Genomic DNA, 19,465 nt, shown 5'->3' with positions numbered 1-19,465 from the left:
TGATTTACCATATACAGTTAAATTAATCAGCTAAATAAAAGAAATTTTTCGAGTTGAAGGCAATGGAAGAAAATTCAGCAATAAATCAGAAAAAAGAGAAGGATAGTCCGCTAATGAATCTGGTGATTAATATCATTATTCCTTCGGTGATATTAATGAAATTTAGTGGGGAGGATAAACTGGGTCCTGTAAATGGATTAATTATCGCTTTGGCTTTTCCTTTAGTTTATGGTATTTACGATTTTATAAAGAAGAAAAAAGTCAATTTTATTTCAGTTTTAGGATTGGTCAGTATTCTCATTACGGGAATTATTGGTTTGCTGGAACTCGATGCCCACTGGATTGCCGTAAAGGAAGCAGCCATTCCTTTTATCATTGGTTTGGTGGTCATTGGCTCCTTGTGGACTCCCTTTCCTTTAGTGAGAAAACTGTTGTTCAATGAGCAGATTTTAAATGTTGGCAAGATCAACCAAATTCTTGATGATAATGGCAACCGGGAAAAATTTGATAAAAAAATGGTGACTGCCACCTATCTGCTATCTGCTTCATTTTTAGTATCGGCCATTTTGAATTATGTGTTGGCGAAGGTTATTATTAAAAGCCCTTCGGGAACCGAAGCTTTTAATGAGGAGTTGGGACAAATGACTGCTTTAAGCTTTCCTGTGATTGCCGTACCTTCCACCATAATCATGTTACTGGCGCTTTGGTTTTTGATTGCAGGTATTAAAAAGCTTACTAATTTGGAGCTAAAGGAGATTTTTAATGATCCTGACGCTGGTAAAAACTAAGAAAAAGGTCATAAATATTCCCCAATTAACAATAATGCTGAAATTTTAAACAAAAACCTTCGTGGTTACTTTTTAATTATGTTTAATTTTAGGATATTTGCACCTTAATTTTTAAAACTGATATAATAATGGCAAGAGTTTGTGATATTACAGGAAAAAGACCTCGAGTAGGAAATAATGTTTCCCACGCAAATAATAAAACTAAAAGAAAGTTTTATCCAAATTTACAGAAGAAAAGATTTTTTATCCCTGAAGAAGATAAGTGGATTACTTTAAAAGTATCTACTTCTGCATTGAGAACCATCAATAAAAATGGGATTACAGCAGTGCTTAAAAAAGCAAGGGCTAATGGTAATGTAGTTATCTAATTACCTGATTATTAAAGGTTTTTATTGAAAATATTTATAGATTTATTTAATCATGGCAAAAAAAGGAAATCGTGTTCAGGTGATTTTGGAATGTACTGAGCACAAAGCGACCGGGGAAAAAGGTACTTCAAGGTATATTACTACCAAAAACAGGAAAAATACTCCTGAAAGATTGGAACTTAAGAAGTACAACCCTGTTTTAAAGAAATATACTGTTCATAGAGAAATTAAATAATTATGGCTAAGAAAGTAGTTGCAACCCTGAAAAAAGAAGGTGGAGTAAAATATTCAAAAGTAGTGAGAGCTATTAAGAATCCTGAAACAGGAGCTTATACCTTCAAAGAAGAAATTGTTACCGAAGATGTGGCAAAAGAACTTTTGAAAAAGTAATTTTAAAAACACATCTTTTGAAGTATTTTTACAACCCTACTATTTGGTAGGGTTTTTTATTTTGGAAATATCTGTATTTTTTATGGCTAAAACAGCCTAACTGCTTGACAATGAGAAGTTTTTTCTCGAACCAAATTTATACAGAAGTTATTTCTGAAAACAATACGAAAATCCTAAATTTAGGAATTAGGTGAAATTCAGCAGGTTTAGTTTAAAAAGAAGTATATTCTTGAGTTTTAAGACCAAAAACCGCTTTTAGCTTCCATTTTTTTAATTAGCATTATGGGATTATTTGATAAGATTTTTAAAAAAGAAAACCAGGAATCCCTGGATAAAGGATTAGAAAAGACCAAACAAAGTTTGTTTGGGAAGTTGGGCAAAGCCTTGATAGGGAAGTCTACAGTGGATGAAGAAGTACTGGATGAGCTGGAAAGCATTCTGATTAGTGCGGATGTTGGTGTGGAAACCACCCTGAAAATTATTGAAAGAATTGAGGAGAGGGTAAAGAAGGACAAATACTTGAATACTTCTGAACTCAACAGGCTTTTGCATGAGGAAATAGCCGCTCTGATGGAAGAAAACAAATCTGCTGATGTAGGTGGATATGAAATTCCTGAGGGTAAAAAACCATATGTGATTTTGGTGGTAGGGGTGAATGGTGTAGGTAAAACTACCACCATAGGAAAACTTTCCTCTCAATTTAAGAAAATGGGAAAATCGGTAGTTTTAGGTGCTGCTGATACTTTTCGGGCTGCGGCTGTGGATCAGTTAATATTGTGGGGGAACAGGGTTGGTATTCCGGTGGTGTCCCATGGAATGAATACAGATCCCGCCTCAGTGGCTTTTGATGCGGTGAAACAGGGAGTAGAGCAAAATGCAGATATTGTGATCGTGGATACAGCGGGCAGGCTACATACCAAGGTGAACCTGATGAATGAATTATCCAAAATTAAGAGAGTGATGAAAAAGGTGATTGATGATGCTCCTCATGAAGTTTTATTAGTTTTGGATGGAAGTACCGGACAAAATGCGGTAATTCAGGCAAAAGAATTTACCAAAGCCACTGAAGTAACCTCTCTGGCAATTACCAAACTTGATGGAACCGCCAAAGGTGGAGTAGTAATTGGCATTTCAGATGAATTTAAAATTCCAGTAAAATATATTGGAGTAGGGGAAAAGGTAGATGACTTGCAGCCTTTTAATAAAATGGCGTTTGTGCAGTCGCTTTTTGGAAACGAAAACTTAAAATAAATAATCATAAATATATACAATTAAAAATGGCATTAGAGGTAAAAGGAAAACTTGTAGAAATTTACAATGAAGCACAAATTACTGAAAGGTTTAAGAAAAGGGAATTTGTTATAGAAATTCAGGATGGTATGTACTCGGAGTACGTGAAAATGCAATTGACCCAGGATAAATGCGGTTTATTGGATCAATTCAGTAAAGGAGATGAAATAAAGGTAAATTTCAATTTAAAGGGAAGACCTTATACCAAGGAAGGCAAAACCACTTATTTTACCAATTTGGATGCCTGGAGAATAGAATCTGCTTCTGAGGCAGCACCAGGGCCCGGACCAGATAATTTTGCCGGAGATCCGGGACCATCAGAAGAGCCAGGAGGGATTTCCGAAGCTTCAGAAGATGAATTGCCTTTCTAAGAATTACAAAATAATTACCCGGATAAAGCTCAACTTTGATGTTGGGCTTTTTTTATACTTTTCTTTTTTTGATTTCCCACATGGATACAATAATTCCAGCAAATAAAGCCACACTAAAAGAGGGAAATAATTCTGACATTTTTGAAAAGTAAATTCCAATTTTCGGAATTTCAGGGATAAGAAATTTAAAAATGGGTACCCCGAGAAATCCGACAATCATAGCAGCAATAGCCCCTTTTTCAGTAAAGTCCTTCCAGAAAATGGATAATATCATAACCGGGCAAAAAGATGCTGCAAGTCCGGACCAGCCAAATATCACAAACCAGAAGATTGTCCTTCCTGGAACTATCCAGGCCACCAAAAGGGCCATTCCCAGAGCTATGAGGGCAAGGATTAATGTGATCCATTTGGAAAGTTTTGCCAGTTGCTGGTTTTCAAGATCAGGATGAAATATTTTTTGATAAAAATCTCTGCCAACAGCACTGGAAGCCAGAATTAAAAGGGAATCAATGGTGGACATTATGGCGGCTAAAACTGCAGCAATATAAAGTCCGGAAGCTAAGGGAATTACCAAGTCCACCAAACTGATAAGCACGTTTTGCCCGGCAGGACCTAAAATATTCAAAGATTGATCTTCGGGAGTAGTAAGTAAATACCTGCCAAAAATTCCTATAGTAATGGCTGAAATATTCATTATAGCCTGAATGGAAAGGGAAACCCATTTCCCCTTATCAATTTCCTTTTCATCCTTAATGGAAATAAACCGGATAAATAACTGTGGGGAACCTAAATATCCCAAACCAATCATAAAGAAACCCAAGGCCTGAAAAAAGTTGATCCAGGTGAAGCCCTCATCTCCCCAAATATTGAGCAATGCCGGATTAATTTCCCTAAGTCCAATTTGCAATTCATTAAAATTCCCAATCATAAAAAAGGCCCCAACTGGAAGCAATACCAATCCGGATAACATAATCACTCCCTGAAATAAATCGGACCATACTACAGCGATGAAACCTCCCGAGTACATGTAAATGACCACAATTAAAAACCCTACAATAGCCCCGATAAAATAATCCCAACCTAAAAAAGACTCAAAAGCGGTCCCTGTGGCATCAATTTGTGCACTGACATATATGATCACAAAAACAGAGAGGGCGGTAGCAGATAAAGTTCGAAGGAGATTTGATTTTGAATTAAATCTTGAGACCAGAAAATCGGGGATGGTGATTGAATTGTATTTGTCTGTAAGGGCTTTAAACTTTTTCGCCATCAAAAACCAGGAAACGAATACCCCGGAAGTCGTGCCCAAAGCGACCCAATAGGCTTTTACCCCAAAAACGGCCCCCATGCCTGTAAGTCCCAGTAAAATCCATGCAGAAGAACCGGTAGCCCGGGAGGAAAAAGCCACTACCCAAAAACCAAGTTTTTTGCCCCCCACATAGTAATCTTCCATTCCTTTTACCTTTCTGGAGGCAACCAGACCAATTAGAAATAGTATCAAAAAATAAAAGGCAAGGAAAATATAATTATAAAGCACCTGTTTGTAGTCTTGTTCAAATCAGGAAGCTATAAAAGAGTAGGGATTTATCCAATAAAATGAATTCTAATGTGAGGGGAAGAAGTTTTTAAGTAGTAATTCAAAATTAACTGTGTATTATTTTGCCATAAAAGACTGATAGAGAGATTAATGTTTCTCGGAAATAATAGTACCCGGTATGGAGTACCCGGTATGGAGTACCCAGTGTGGAGCATGGGTGCTTAAGCATACCCAATTACTTTATAGACGATGTAGCCAAGGATTTCTCTGGCCAGGCGGTGGGTTCTTGAAAAAGCTTCGGCAGATGGAAAAAAATAGTCCATTGGATTGGAGGGAGCATTTTTATCGGGGGAATAAAAATCAGTAGAAAAGGTATCTACATTTATTCCAGCCTTATTAAAACAGCCTTCCGATCTTCTAATATGGAATGCTGAGGTAATGAGCATGTATTTCTCGTTCGGGAACTGTTCATTAAGGATTTTGGCACATTCCAGGGCGTTTTCCCGCGTGTTGATGGAGTTTTCTTCTTTAATAATCACTGAATCCGGAATACCATTTTGCAGCAAGAGGGTTTTCATGTTCTCCGCCTCAGATGCTTTTTCTCCAGTCAGTTTTTGAAAGGCTCCGGTTACAATGATATTTTCAATTTTTCCTAAATGATATAGCTGTGCTGCATGAAGCACTCTGTCTGCTCCTTTATGTGTATAAACTCTGTCTTTTGGATCTCTAAAACCTTCTGTAACTCCACCCAGAACGATTCCTACCTTGTAAGTGTTTTTTACTTCATCAAATGGAGTAGCTGGAATTTCCCAGCCATGCATCAGGTTATTAATCAAAAAATTATTACAGCTGAGGTACAAAAAAAGCGTACCCACCCCAATCAATATATTCTTGCGCTGTGATTTTTTTGTAAGCCAGGCCCAAATAAAAAGGGTGAAAACCCAGGTAATGGGCATGGCAACGGCATAAACCGTTTTGGATAGTAAGAAAAACATAAGAATTTTTAGGCTAATGTTTTTTCATTTCGGCAATGGTAGCAATTGGGTCAGGAGCACCAAACACGGTATTTCCCGCCACAAAAATATTTACTCCGGCTTCAAAAAGTTTTTGATAATTTTCCAGTGTTACTCCACCGTCTACTTCAATTAATAAATCTTTTCCCCTTTTGTCTGCCATCTCCCGCAACTGTTTTATTTTCTTGTATGAATTTTCGATTAGAGATTGTCCCCCAAATCCCGGATTAACCGTCATGAGGTTTACAAAATCCAAATCTTCAATAATATCTTCTAATTGAGAAACAGGAGTATGTGGATTAACGGCTACTCCGGCAAGGCAATTTAGTTTTTTTATTTGCTGAATATTTCTGTGTAGATGAGGGCAGGCTTCAATATGAACCGAAATGGAATTTGCTCCTGCTTCTTGAAATGCCTCCAGATATTTTTCCGGATTGACAATCATAAGATGGACGTCAATTGGTTTTGTAGCATATTTTTTCACCGCTTTCAACACGGGCAAACCAAAAGAAATATTAGGCACGAAAGATCCGTCCATTACATCAAAATGTATCCAGTCTGCCTGGCTGTTATTCACCATTTCAACATCTTTTTGCAGGTTGGCAAAATCAGCAGAAAGCAAAGAAGGCGCAATTAATTTTTTCATGGCGTAAAGATAAAAACCTTATGAAAATATGCCTGATTTTTTTACAAGGAAAACCGTCAATCCAACTTATTTTAAAAAGGAAAGGAGATGAATTCCAACACTTCTCCACACTTTCGATCCTGTATTGAATTCTTTTTGATTTTTTACATGGATTTTTAATACTAAATGATAAAAAAAACCGCTTTTTATACTAAGTAGAAATTGGTTTGTGTGATGCGATATTTTTTGTGTTGAATTTTTTGCGATTTTATTTTCAAGTGCTTGCAAATGGTGTTCAAATCAAACTCCAATCTGTGAAGTAACTTAATAAGTTTAGTTCTAATCCAATGTTACCAGAATGAAAAGTATTTTATCTCAAAAATGTGACCTTTATGTTTCTTATAGCCATTATGAAAGTATTGACTTGGCGGAGATGCTGGAGGATAAATTAAGTCAGGAAGGATATGAGGTAAAATTAAGTAAAGAAGAATCAAACTTTGATGAAGAGGTTTTAAGTGATTGCCTGAATCAAATTGAATACGCTGATAATTTTGTTTTTATAATTTCTCCCCATTCCCTCAACTCTATTCTTTGTGATAAAGAAATTTCACAGGCGATTAGGCACAGCAAAAGGATCATCCCGATTCTGCATATAGAGCCGGAGCAGGATGAACTTTTTAAGCAGGTGCCTCCGGTAATTAAAAATAGTAATTGGATTTTCTTAAGGAAGGAAAATAATCCTGAATCAAAATCCTTCAAATTACTGGATGAATTAGATACTGGGGTAAATCTTTTGATAAATACTTTACAAAAGGATAAAATTTATGTAGAAAAACATACGGAGTTATTGAGCCTTGCCCTTCATTGGGAGGCTGGAGGAAAAGATTCTGCAGATTTATTAATGGGAAAAGATTTAAAAGAAGCAGAAGAATGGCTGGCAATGAATTTTGTGGGAAGTTCACCTCCCTGTATTCCCAGCGAGCTACATATTGAATTTATAAGCGAATCGAAAAAATTCTCTCAATTACTATCGTCCCATTCTACGGTTTTAGATCAATTACAGCAAAATCATTTATTAAAAATTATCATCCTGATTCTTACCGGGTTGGTAATCACTATAGCTGGTTTCTGGATTTTTCAAATAATCCAAAACTCTAATCTTGAGGGATTATTGCTAAGGGAAAAATCCAATCATCTTGCTGCCAGGTCAAAAATGTTGCAAGATATAGATCCCACACAAAGCCTTAATGAAGCCACAGCATCCTTTTTTTCGGATACATTAAATCCAAAGGCAATTTCAGCAGTAATTGAAGCCTCCTACAACACTGGTTCATTTTATGAAGTACTGTCCAGAACAGCGAATAATTTTACCACTTTAAACTTCTCTGCAAAGTATAGGGAAATTGTAACAGGAGATGAAATGGGGGTGGTCTCCATTCGGGATATGCATGGAGAAACAAAAATATCTTTTGAGGCACACCATGGAGCCATTACCGCTTCTTCGGTTTCTCCCAACGGGCAATTTGTGTTAACTTCCGGAGTGGATCAAAAAATAAGTTTATGGAAAAGAAATGGAGAATTGGTTACTGTTTTTCCAAAGGAAGAAAGTAATATAAATTTTGTGGCCTTTTCAAATAATGGCTTAAATGTGGCAGCGGTAAATGAGGAGGGAGATCTAAAAGTGTTTGACCTTGTTGGAAATTTGATTTTTAAATATCAATCAGGAAAACCTTTGAAACATGTGAATTTTTCCAAAAATGAAAAACTTATTGTAACTGGCAACCATGTGGGGGAAATATTAATCTTTTCTTCTTTGGGAAAGCCACTGGCCACCTGGAATGCTCATAAAGCAGGAGTTTCCACTGTATTCTTTAATGAAGAAAATGATCAAATTATTAGTGCAAGCTTAGACGGTACAGTTAAAATCTGGAATTTAGAGGGTAAGCTTTTGCTTAATGTCCAGGCACATCAGGCCCCTGTGAATTGCGCCAGATTTGTGCCGGGAGGACAGTATTTTATCACCGCCTCTAATGATAATTCAGCCATTATGTGGGATTACAGCGGCAGAGCTATCAACCATTATCTGGGACATAAAGATCCTGTAAAATGGTTCGATTTTACCAATTTTGGAGAAAAATTGCTTACGATAAGTGGATTGGAGAATGCAAATGACAAATCCCTGAGGATATGGGATACCGAAAAAGAAACCACAAACGAATTTGATATTAGAAATCAATCTTTTTTGGATGGGAATTTTTCACCAGATGGAAAATTGTTAGTCACTGTTTGCCTTGACAGCACCGCCAGAATATGGAACAGGGCAGGCAAAGAAGTGCTAACCTTAAAAGGCCATCAGGCAGGTCTTTCCAAGGCGGTATTTTCCTTTGATGGAAAAAATATTGCCACAGCAGACCTCAATGGCATTATAAAGATATGGGATTTAAATGGGGTTGAACTCAATAGCTTAAAAGGACATCAGGGACAAATAAATGATCTTGCCTGGGGTAAAAGTGGGCAAAAGCTAATTTCTGCCGGAAAGGATAATAATGCAATTTTATTCGATGTGTCTGGTGGCCAAATAGCAGAATTTAAGGGACATTCGGGGTCTGTAAATAGTGTGAAATTTTCTCCGGAAGAAAGAAGAATCATTACTTCAAGTAATGACGGCACTGCCATTATTTGGGATGTGGAGGGCAATCTGCTAAAAAAATTATCCGGACACAAAGGAAAAGTTTTCTCCGCCAATTTTTCAAGAAGTGGAAATTATATTATTACAGCTGGAAGCGATTTTGCTTGCATTATCTGGGATATGGAAGGTAATATTGTGAGAATATTAAAAAATAATGAAAGTAGGGAGTTCAAATCGGCAAACTTTGCTCCGGATGGTCGTCATATTTTTACTGGAGATGGGTATGGGAAAATTAATATTTGGAATGAAGAAGGAGTGGCTTATGTGGCCATTGATCCTTTAAATGAGTATCCGGCAATTCATGTTTCCTTTTCCAATAACTTTCAAAGAGTTTTTATTGGTCTAGATGGGGCTAAACCTGTTTCAGGTAAAAATTATACGGTATACCACCTTAATTCGACTAATGTATTGAGCAAGCCATCCTTTCAGAAAAATTAAAACTTTCAAAATTAAGAATGTCTGAGTATAAAAAAATCCCTCTTGATTTTAGCAAGAGGGATTTTTTTACAATTGACAAATTCTTTTTTGAAATTAGCTTCTAATTATAATGGGCACACTGGTGGATGCTGCAACAGCTTCTCTAATTTCTACGAGCGTATCATTAATAGCTTCATGTGTAATATGGGATTGGGGAATATCTTTAATCCAGGTTTTTGCTTTTTTAATATCCTTCAAAGCAGTAAAAACTTCTTCTACTAAATCTGCCGCATCAATTAGTGCAATTAACATGAGGTCCCTTAATGTATAAGAGTGATTATGTAGGATAATATTTCTTACCCTAAGTCTAACTTCATGTTCAGGCTGTCCATCATTTGATAAATATCTATTGGAAGAGAAAATACCAAAAAAACGATTTTTTACTTTGGAAAGCACCTCTTTTTCCACTAACTCCTCCAGAATTTGTAACCTTAAATCCTTTAAATTAACAGGTAAGGTATTTAGCCAGTATTTAATTGAATGTGTTTCCTTCTCATCTTTTAAAACCTTTAAAACATCATCGGAAATTTTATCATTGATACTTTCTGAAGATAGTAGTTTAAGTTCCTGATTTTTGAGAATTATTCGATTTTTGAAAGTAAGATCAAAAAGAATGGCACCTGCCAGACAGAAATCAATAGAGAAATTAGACGATGTAATTAATTTCCCCCTTTTGTCATCCAAGGCAATCAGTAAAAGTTCCTCTGCTATTGTCAATTGCATGCGATGGTTGAAATTTAAGTTGGTAAAGAATTTATGCTGTTACCGGATTATTTAATTTATTTCACCTGTATTGGTAAATCATTAACGTGGTATCTTTTGAAAATTGCTAAGCAAATCTCTGGTAAAATTTGATTATTACCCTAAAATAAGCATAAAATGAAAAGTGCCTCAATCTGACCAGATTGAGGCATGTAAGAAATTACACAATTGTTAAAAAATTAACCTTCATTAACTAAATAAATAAGGAAAGTAAATCGAATACATCTATTAGTCATTCCTTAAAACTTTGGTGGGATTTGCTGATGCTGCCTTTATAGTTTGGCTTCCTACAGCTAATAATCCGATCATAAAAACAATAATTGTTGGGATTATATAAATCAGCCAATTGATTTCTATGCGATTGGCAAATCCACTGAGCCATTCCGTTATTAAATAGTTGGATAAGGGGATTCCAATTATAGTGGCTACCAGAATAAGCCGAAAATATTCTGTTGAAAGCAACCTTAATATTTGCATGACTGATGCACCCAAAACTTTCCTTATGCCAATTTCCTTTGTTCTTTGGATGATGGTATAAGATGATAATCCTGAAAGTCCAAGGCAGGCGATAAAGATGGCTAGCCCACTAAATATTACAGAGACTTTTCCAAATCTCAATTCTGCTTTATATTGTTGCTCATAACTTTCGTCAAGGAAAAAGTAGGTAAAAGGACTTCCAGGAAATATCTCTTTCCAAGTGTGCTCAATTCTTTGTAGCGCTTCTTTTGTATTTTCGCCTGCCAATTTTACCGTAAAATATCCCGCACTGTTAGTTTTTCCAAAAATCATGGGAAGATGGGCTGATTTAGGGGAGATTTGGTGGAAGTCATCCACTACTCCAATTATAGTTGAGGCTTCCCTGCTTCCCCAGGTTCTGTAATTTAGCTTTTCACCCAGAGCCTTTTCTACACTTTCAAAACCCAGGAGTCTTGCTGCTTCTTTGTTTATTATCACTTTATCTTGATTTGACTTACCCTGATCAAAGTTTTTCCCCTGAGTAATTTTTATTTCCAGGGCGTCAAAAAAATCTTCATCTACATAATTGATATAATAATTATAAGTTCCACTGTTTTCGTCAGTTCCAAGTCTCCTAATGCCACTATTCGTGCTTAATTCATGTACACTTAAGCCAGGCAGAGTGATTGATCTGGCAACTTTTTCGATATCCGGATACTGTGTAAGGGAATTTTTAAAAACATTAATTTGAGCTACATAGGTTGAGTCCGGTAAATCGAGTTGTGGCCCCTGAATTCCCAATGTGTTATTCAAATTCATACCCAGGTCTCTTGACCTGAGAAAGTCAATCTGAAGGTAAACTGCAAGCGTGGTGGCAATCAAAATTACAGAAACAACAAATTGAAAAACTGATAAGCTTTTTCTTAAAAAATTTCCATGCCCTGAGTTTTTAAACTTTCCTTTTAATACAGTAATTGGCTGAAAACCTGATAATACAAGAGAGGGATAAAGTCCTGATAAACATGTTCCTGTAAGTAATAAGCCTATTAAAATCAAAAGTGTAAGCGGGTTGTCCAATGGAATTAGTTCAAGTGGTTGACCGGTAATTTCCTTGAATGCCGGCATGGCAAAATACATGAATACAAGCCCCAAGAAGAGGGCAATTAAATTTACGACAAAGGACTCGGTAAGAAATTGGATAACAAGCGCGTTTTTGCTGGAACCCACCACTTTTCGTATGCCTACTTCTTTGGCTCTTTCTACTGATCTTGCGGTGGATAAATTTACATAGTTTACCCAGGCAATTATAATGATTAGTATGGCGATAATGGCTAGAAAATGGACCGTATCGGCATCTCCGTTTACTTCTGGCTCGAATGTTTTATGAGAATATAAATGTATATCTTCAATAGATTCTGCAGTGAATCGCTCATCTCCAATTTTATCCTTTAGTTTGACAGCTAGATCTACAAGTTTTTGATTAAATGATTCCAGATTTGTGCCCGGCTGCATGAGTAGATAAGTATATTCATTGTTTCCGCCCCAGCTTTGGCCGGTATAGCCCCAGTTTTTGAGTGTTTCGTGGGAAATTAGAAAGTCGAATTTAAGATGGGTGTTTGGAGGTACATCTTTAATTACTCCGGTTATTTTATAAGGTTCTTTTTTAGCGCTAAATTCCGCACTTACCTCAATGGTTTTACCTACGATGTCGGTGGTTCCAAAATATTTCAGGGCTTTGGAAGCAGTAAATACGATTTGGAATTTTTCTTCTAAGGCCGTTTTAGGGTCGCCTTCAATAAATTCAAATGAAAAAATATCGAATATGGAAGGGTCTGCAAAGTATAGTTTGGGTTCCTTAAATCGCTTGTCGTCCAATCCTATTTCGGCCATTTCGTTGTGATAAACCCTTACAAAATCTTTGACCTCCGGCATTTCTGTTTTTAGAAGAGGGCCTAAAGGTCCGTAAGTTTCACAATCTGTTGCAATGAACTCTGAACCATTGTACATGTCCAATGTTATTCTGTATATATGGTTACTTTTTATATGAAATTTTTCATAACTGGTTTCAAAGCTGACATATTGAAAAATTAAAAGGAAAACGGCTATGCCCACGCTCAATCCTAGTACATTGATAAAAGAAAAGAATTTATTTTTGATCAGGCTGCGAAAGGCAGTTTTAAAAAAATTACGGAACATGTTTGTGCATTAAAATTGAAGAAAGTCAGGTAATATTCTGGTTTTCTTGTATACAGATTTGAGGCGGTTAGGTTTTGAATTTGCAGTGAAATGAAAGAATACTGCAGGGAAGCGAAAAATCTTATTAATTGTGAATTTCAATAAAAAATTAAAAAAATTAAATAACAAGGTTTATTCTCTGAAAAAAGAAAAACATATGCCCAAAGTATGATCTCAAAAGACCAAGTAAATTGAAAGTAATAATCTTTTAAAAACATGCCCTGAAATGGAATAAAAAGGGATTTGTAAGGTTTTGATGATTAAGGTATAATAATTATTATTGCCAGCACAAAGCTGGATTCTTGCCAGAATTACTGTCTTTTTCATTGGTTTTTTAAGTTAAATTAATCCCTGGAGATATTTTTCCGACTTTAAATTCTGGCGCTAATTAGGCCTCAAATAATTTATCTAAAAATTATTAACCACCACTAAAACCATAAAAAAATGCAAAGAAAGTTGAAAGATTGGCTCGTGATTATGATAGGTTCGGTCCTTTTTTTCACCTGCTCATCAAAAAATACTTCAAATCATATTAAAACTGCCGGGCTTCAGAATCTGCCAGTAGTTAAACTTATTAGTATGGATACCTTGCTAATAAAAGAATATGTTGCTGAAATAAATGCTGTGAAGCACGTAGAAATTCGGGGAAGAGTAGGTGGTTTTTTGGATAAAATTTATGTGGATGAGGGGGAAGAAGTGAGAAAGGGACAAGCATTATTCAGAATTAATAGTGAAGAATACGAAGCAGAACTGGCTAAACAAAAAGCAAACCTGGAAAGTGCTATTGCCAATGCCAAGGCTGCTGCTCTCGAAGTAGACAGGGTAAAGCTTTTGGTAGAGAAGAATGTAATTTCCAATTCGGAACTAGAGGTGGCTAAAGCCAAACATTCTGCAGCTAAAGCCAGAATTGATGAAGCCAGGTCTGCCCATTCAAATGCAGCTATCAGACTTTCATATACTTATCTTAAATCTCCTTTTGATGGTATTATTGACAGGATTCCTTTGAAACCGGGAAGTTTGATAAACTCTGGAGAATTATTGACAAAAATTTCCGACAACAGTCAGGTGTATGCTTATTTTAATGTTTCGGAAAGCGAATATTTAAATTACCAAAAAAATCTTGCATCAGGTGTGGATGGGAATAAAGTGGTAAGACTAACACTTGCTGATGGTACAGTGTATCCGTATCCTGGAAAAATTGAAACCATGGAAGGTGAAATTAATTCCAGTACCGGAACAATAGCATTTAGAGCTATCTTTCCCAATCCGGATAAAATACTTAAGCATGGTTCTACTGGTAAAATTACCCTCACCAATAATATTAATAATGCCCTTCTTTTGCCTCAAAAAGCCGCTTTTGAAATTCAGGACAGGCAATTTGTTTATGTGTTGGATGAAACAAATAAAGTGAAAATAAGGAGTTTTCAGCCGGAAACAAGGTTTTCTCACTTCTATATTGTCAGAGCCGGCTTGAAATCCGGGGACCGTATTATTTATGAAGGAATTCAAAACCTTAAAGAAGGAATGGAAATTAATCCTATTTATTACGATCTGGATAGTTTGATTAAAGCTGCTTCGGATGGGAAAGTAGTGTTCTAGTTCCTTTTCCTGTTAAATTCTATCTTTTGCTTCACTAATTAATCGGAATGGATTTTCACAAGATAGAAATTTCCTTAAACAAGATTCATAAAATAAAATCAGAATAGATATCATGTTTGATATTTTTATTAAAAGACCTATTCTTTCTTTAGTAATTTCACTTTTTATTACACTGCTTGGTCTTATCTCTCTTTTCAGTTTACCGGTAACCCAATTTCCCGATATTGTACCTCCGGCAGTTACGGTAACTACTAATTATACAGGAGCCAATGCTGAGGTTTGTGCCAAAGCTGTAGCCACTCCTCTGGAAAGGGCTATTAATGGTGTTCCGGGAATGACCTATATGACTTCTGTTTCTGGTAATGATGGAACGACCATTATTACGGTAAACTTTGAAGTGGGGACTGATCCGGATCTGGCTGCGGTGAATGTACAAAACAGGGTAACTGCTGTACTGGATGAATTGCCCGAAGAGGTAATAAAAGCCGGGGTAATCACTGAGAAAGAGGTGAATTCCATGTTGATGTATCTCAACCTTATTTCAAGTGATTCCACAGCTGATGAAAAGTTTATTTACAACTTTGCCGATATCAATGTTTTGGCAGAATTGAAGCGGATTGATGGTGTGGGGTTTTGTGAAATTTTGGGACATAGAGAGTATTCTATGAGGGTTTGGTTGAAGCCAGACCGGATGACGAATTTTAAGGTGTCTACAGAAGAAGTAATTGAATCCATCAGGAAGCACAATGTGGAGGCCGCTCCAGGAAAGACCGGAGAAAGTTCTAACCGGGCTGCCCAGATGTTACAATATGTACTTCGCTATAAAGGAAAGTTTTTTGAACCAACTCAATACGAAAATATACCCATCAAAACGAATGTGGATGGTTCAATGCTAAAGCTTAAGGATATTGCTGACGTAGAATTTGGATCAAGAGATTACAATGTGCTTTCAAAAGAAAACGGGAATCCTTCTGCTGCAATTATGATAAAGCAAAGGCCAGGTTCCAATGCCTCTGAAGTAATTGAAAATGTAAAATTGAGAATGGCGGAGTTGAAGGGAACTTCCTTTCCTCCTGGTATGGATTACACAATCAGTTATGATGTTTCAAGATTTCTGGATGCATCAATGGAAGAGGTAATCAAAACTTTGTTTGAAGCTTTTCTATTGGTTTTCTTAGTTGTTTTCCTGTTCCTGCAGGACTTTAGGTCAACCTTAATTCCGGCCTTGGCAGTACCAGTAGCCTTAATTGGTACCTTTTTCTTCATGCAGCTATTCGGGTTTTCAATTAACCTGCTTACACTTTTTGCTTTGGTATTAGCCATTGGTATTGTGGTGGATAATGCCATTGTGGTGGTGGAGGCAGTGCATGCCAAAATGGAAGAATTACATTCATCTCCCAGAATGGCTACATTTGCTGCGATGGAAGATATAAGTGGAGCCATTGTAGCTATTACCCTGGTGATGTCTGCAGTATTTATCCCGGTAAGTTTTATGCCCGGACCCGTAGGAATATTCTACAGACAATTTTCACTGACTTTAGCTATTTCCATTGTAATTTCCGGAATAAATGCCCTTACACTTACACCTGCATTGTGTGCCATTTTATTGAAACATCAGGAACCTAAAACTGGTTGGTTTTTCTCCAGATTTAATAAAGGTTATGATGCTGTAGCGGATAAGTACAAGTCCCTTATAGGTTTTATTGCGGGAAGAAGGTTAATCACAATTACTTTTACCATTATCTTTTTAGTGGCTACCTGGGGGATTATTAAAGTACTACCCACAGGATTTATCCCTACTGAGGATCAGGGTATATTTTATATTAACGTAACCACCCCTCCCGGAGCGACAGTAGAAAGGACAGAAGGGGTATTAGATCAGATTGAATATGCTACCAGAGGACTTGATATTATAGAATCCGTGAGTACCCTGGCAGGATATAGTTTGATGACTGAAGGAGAAGGAGCCTCATATGGAATGGGTATGGTGAATTTAAAACCATGGGATGAAAGGCAAGAATCTGTTCAGGATGTAATCGAAATTATTCGGGAAAGGACAAAAAATATTTCCGATGCTAAAATTGAATTCTTTCCTCCACCAACAGTTCCCGGATTTGGAAACAGTAGTGGATTTGAATTCAGATTACTGGATAAAACAGGAAATGGTGATTTGCAGAAAATTGCTATTGTAACCAGGGATCTTTTAGATGAACTAAACAGGCAACCTGAAATTGAAGCTACATTTACCAATTTCGATCCTAACTTCCCACAATATATGATCTCTATTGATCATGATATTGCAGCTCAAAAAGGAGTGAGTGCAGAGGCTGCGCTTACCAATCTTCAGGCTCTTCTTGGAAGTTATTACGCTACCAATTTTATCCGGTTTGGGCAAATGTATAAAGTAATGGTTCAGGCTTCTCCGGAGTACAGAACAAAACCAGAAGATATACTCGACCTCCATGTCAAAAGTGAATATGGAGAAATGGTACCTTACTCGGCTTTTGTGAAAATGGAAAAGGTATTTGGTCCTGAGCAGTTAACTAGATATAACATGTACACTTCAGCTATGATCAATGGAGAAGCTGCAGAAGGTTACAGTAGTGGTGATGCCATTGCCGCGATCAACAGAGTTGCGCAGTTGAAATTACCAAGGGGATTTGACTACGAATGGTCAGGGATGACTAGGGAAGAGATTGAATCTGGCGATCAGGCTATTTACATTTTCATTATTTGTTTGATTTTCGTGTATCTGCTTTTAGCTGCTCAATATGAAAGTCTACTTTTACCCTTACCAGTATTAATTTCCCTACCAGCTGGAGTATTTGGTGCCCTATTAGCCCTCAAATTATTCGGTCTTCAGAATAACATTTATGCACAGGTCTCTCTGGTGATGCTGATTGGTCTGTTGGGAAAAAATGCCATTCTGATTATAGAATATGCCGTATTGAAAAGAAGCCATGGATTATCCATTTTGAAGTCTGCAATAGATGGTGGAAAGGAAAGGTTCAGGCCAATTTTAATGACTTCTTTTGCTTTCATTGCAGGGCTTATTCCACTTTGTATGGCCTCGGGTGCTGGGGCAATGGGAAACCGTTCAATTGGTACTGCAGCAGTAGGCGGTATGCTGATAGGAACCATATTCGGGGTGGTTATTATTCCTGGCTTGTATGTGCTGTTTAATATGGGCTTGAAAAAAATATTTCCAAAAAAACCAACTATTACCATCAGTGCTGAGGAAACTCAGGAAGCATTAGGCTAAAATAATAGGACAAACTAAAGAATGAACAAAAGCATGAAGATTAAGCATAGTTTCAACCTGTTTATTTTTATTACAGCAATTTTTTTAGGTAGTTGTACCATCAAAAATGTACCAGTAGCTCAAAAAAATAGTATCCAGCTACCGAATAAATTCGAAATTGGAGGAGATTCTGTAATTATTGATTCATTGCGATATGAGCGGTTTTTTAAAGATACTGTATTAATAAATCTGATTAATGTAGCCGTTCAGAATAATTATGACCTTAAAATAGCCATGCAGAGGGTACATATTGCTGATGCGGCTATTTTGGCCAGGAGTGGCAGATTAGTTCCTGAAGTGTTTGCAGGAGCTCAGGCTGGTGCCACCAGGTTTGGTAATTATACCATTGATGGTGTGGGAAATTACGATACCAATTTTTCCGAAAATATTGATGATAATCAAAAAATTCCTTATCCTGTAACTCCTGATTTTAATTTTGGTCTATCCAGTACCTGGGAAATAGATATTTGGAATAAATTAAGGACACAAAAGAAAGGGGCTTATTTTAGTTATTTGGCCACTGACCAGGGACGAAAGCTGATCATTACCCAACTGGTATCCCGGGTTGCCAATCTTTATTTTGATTTACTTGAGCGGGATAACGAACTGAAAATTGTACAAAATAACATTGAATTACAGGAAAAGGCACTGGAATTAGTTGAGATTCAAAAACTGGCTGGCCGGGTGACTGAATTGGCAGTAAAGCAATTTAATGCACAATTGCTTAATTCAAGAAGTTTAGAATTTGCCATCCATCAGGAAATAGTGGAAATTGAAAATGCCCTGAATTTACTGCTTGGTAGAACACCCCAAAACATTGAAAGGGGAGTGGGAATTTTGGAACAGGAACTTCCGGATATAAACAAAACAGGAATCCCCAGCGATTTGCTATTGAACAGGCCGGATTTAAAGCAATTAGAATACGAACTGGAAGCTTCACAGGCCAATATTTATGCTGCTCGTGCTGCTTTTTATCCGAGTTTGAGGCTAAATGCATTTTTGGGAATGGAGGCTTTTAAACCACATTTGGTGTTTAATCCTGAATCTGTTGCTTTTAATGCCATGGCTGGAATAACTGCTCCAATATTTAATAGAAGAGGGTTAAAAGCTAACTTTAAAAGAGTTCAGGCAGAAAATTATACCTTACTTTACCAATACGAGCAGGCTACTTTGAATGCCTTTTCAGAAGTGGTTACCAGCCTTAAGGGAATTGATAATTCTACCAGACTTTACGAATTAAAAGCGTTGCAGGTAGAAGAACTTCGGAAAGCCGTTTCTACTTCCAATGATTTGTTTTTAGGTGGTTATGCCAACTACCTGGAAGTGGTAACTGCCCAGAAAAATGTTTTTGAAGCAGAATTGGAATTAATGCAATCCAGAAAAAATCAATTCAAATATTTGATTGAACTTTACCGATCACTTGGAGGAGGATGGCCAGAGTAATTTGATCTTATCGGCTTTCAACAAATTATTTAAACCATTTAATTAAATACCTTTTCTTTTTTTGAAATTGAAATAACAAAAAAATGAAATAATAAAAATTTCAGGTTTTTCAGCACCTTTT

General features: G+C 36.6%; 15 protein-coding genes. 10 read left to right on the top strand and 5 right to left on the bottom strand.

The window, feature by feature from the left end; all coding sequences use genetic code 11:
- Positions 1-62: 62 nt before the first annotated feature.
- From A3EM_RS0137880 to A3EM_RS0137855, 6 genes are all read left to right on the top strand, one after another.
- A complete protein-coding gene (locus A3EM_RS0137880) occupies positions 63-788 on the top strand; it encodes a VC0807 family protein (RefSeq protein WP_020533452.1) in 726 nt (241 codons plus the stop codon).
- A 128-nt stretch (positions 789-916) separates the two neighbouring features.
- Complete coding sequence (gene rpmB / locus A3EM_RS0137875; RefSeq protein WP_020533451.1) at positions 917-1,156, top strand: 50S ribosomal protein L28; 240 nt, start codon at positions 917-919, stop codon at positions 1,154-1,156.
- Positions 1,157-1,208: 52 nt separating this feature from the next.
- Positions 1,209-1,391, top strand: a complete 183-nt coding sequence (gene rpmG / locus A3EM_RS0137870; RefSeq protein WP_020533450.1) for a 50S ribosomal protein L33 — start codon at positions 1,209-1,211, stop codon at positions 1,389-1,391.
- A 2-nt stretch (positions 1,392-1,393) separates the two neighbouring features.
- Positions 1,394-1,546 (top strand): DUF4295 domain-containing protein, encoded by a 153-nt coding sequence (locus tag A3EM_RS47300; RefSeq protein WP_020533449.1) that lies wholly within the window; start codon positions 1,394-1,396, stop codon positions 1,544-1,546.
- Positions 1,547-1,828: 282 nt separating this feature from the next.
- Positions 1,829-2,797 (top strand): signal recognition particle-docking protein FtsY, encoded by a 969-nt coding sequence (gene ftsY / locus A3EM_RS0137860; RefSeq protein ID WP_020533448.1) that lies wholly within the window; start codon positions 1,829-1,831, stop codon positions 2,795-2,797.
- 26 nt (positions 2,798-2,823) lie between these two features.
- Positions 2,824-3,207 carry a DUF3127 domain-containing protein gene (locus tag A3EM_RS0137855; RefSeq protein ID WP_020533447.1) on the top strand — a complete coding sequence of 128 codons (384 nt, stop codon included), beginning with the start codon at positions 2,824-2,826 and terminating at the stop codon, positions 3,205-3,207.
- Between the two features lie 52 nt (positions 3,208-3,259).
- Here A3EM_RS0137855 and A3EM_RS0137850 read toward each other — a convergent pair whose 3' ends face one another.
- From A3EM_RS0137850 to rpe, 3 genes are all read right to left on the bottom strand, one after another.
- Entirely contained in the window at positions 3,260-4,660 is a 1,401-nt protein-coding gene (locus A3EM_RS0137850; protein ID WP_157638297.1) for a sodium/proline symporter, read from the bottom strand.
- Positions 4,661-4,965: 305 nt separating this feature from the next.
- Entirely contained in the window at positions 4,966-5,739 is a 774-nt protein-coding gene (locus A3EM_RS0137845) for a YdcF family protein (protein WP_026210834.1), read from the bottom strand.
- A 13-nt stretch (positions 5,740-5,752) separates the two neighbouring features.
- Positions 5,753-6,403: a ribulose-phosphate 3-epimerase gene (rpe, locus tag A3EM_RS0137840; RefSeq protein ID WP_020533444.1), complete on the bottom strand. Its 651-nt coding sequence runs from the start codon at positions 6,401-6,403 to the stop codon at positions 5,753-5,755.
- Between the two features lie 337 nt (positions 6,404-6,740).
- On the opposite strand from rpe, the gene A3EM_RS0137835 reads away from it, so the two are divergent.
- On the top strand, positions 6,741-9,509 hold the full coding sequence (locus A3EM_RS0137835) for an eIF2A-related protein (RefSeq protein WP_020533443.1): 2,769 nt from the start codon (positions 6,741-6,743) through the stop codon (positions 9,507-9,509).
- A 93-nt stretch (positions 9,510-9,602) separates the two neighbouring features.
- Here A3EM_RS0137835 and A3EM_RS0137830 read toward each other — a convergent pair whose 3' ends face one another.
- Positions 9,603-10,271 carry a GOLPH3/VPS74 family protein gene (locus tag A3EM_RS0137830; RefSeq protein WP_020533442.1) on the bottom strand — a complete coding sequence of 223 codons (669 nt, stop codon included), beginning with the start codon at positions 10,269-10,271 and terminating at the stop codon, positions 9,603-9,605.
- 267 nt (positions 10,272-10,538) lie between these two features.
- The gene (locus A3EM_RS0137825) at positions 10,539-12,962 is read right to left on the bottom strand and encodes an ABC transporter permease (protein ID WP_020533441.1); all 2,424 of its coding nucleotides are present in this window, start codon (positions 12,960-12,962) and stop codon (positions 10,539-10,541) included.
- Positions 12,963-13,445: 483 nt separating this feature from the next.
- On the opposite strand from A3EM_RS0137825, the gene A3EM_RS0137815 reads away from it, so the two are divergent.
- The 3 genes from A3EM_RS0137815 (at position 13,446) to A3EM_RS0137805 (ending at position 19,344) form a co-directional block, all read left to right on the top strand.
- On the top strand, positions 13,446-14,600 hold the full coding sequence (locus A3EM_RS0137815) for an efflux RND transporter periplasmic adaptor subunit (RefSeq protein WP_020533439.1): 1,155 nt from the start codon (positions 13,446-13,448) through the stop codon (positions 14,598-14,600).
- A 112-nt stretch (positions 14,601-14,712) separates the two neighbouring features.
- Positions 14,713-17,862, top strand: coding sequence for an efflux RND transporter permease subunit (locus A3EM_RS0137810; protein ID WP_020533438.1), 3,150 nt, complete (start codon positions 14,713-14,715; stop codon positions 17,860-17,862).
- A 33-nt stretch (positions 17,863-17,895) separates the two neighbouring features.
- Positions 17,896-19,344 (top strand): TolC family protein, encoded by a 1,449-nt coding sequence (locus A3EM_RS0137805; protein ID WP_157638286.1) that lies wholly within the window; start codon positions 17,896-17,898, stop codon positions 19,342-19,344.
- The last annotated feature ends 121 nt before the right edge of the window (positions 19,345-19,465 follow it).

The sequence above is a fragment of the Flexithrix dorotheae DSM 6795 genome (assembly GCF_000379765.1).
Taxonomy (GTDB): Bacteria; Bacteroidota; Bacteroidia; order Cytophagales; family Flammeovirgaceae; genus Flexithrix; species Flexithrix dorotheae.
Note: the sequence above shows the minus strand (reverse complement) of the source record. Positions and strands in the feature narration are given on the sequence as shown.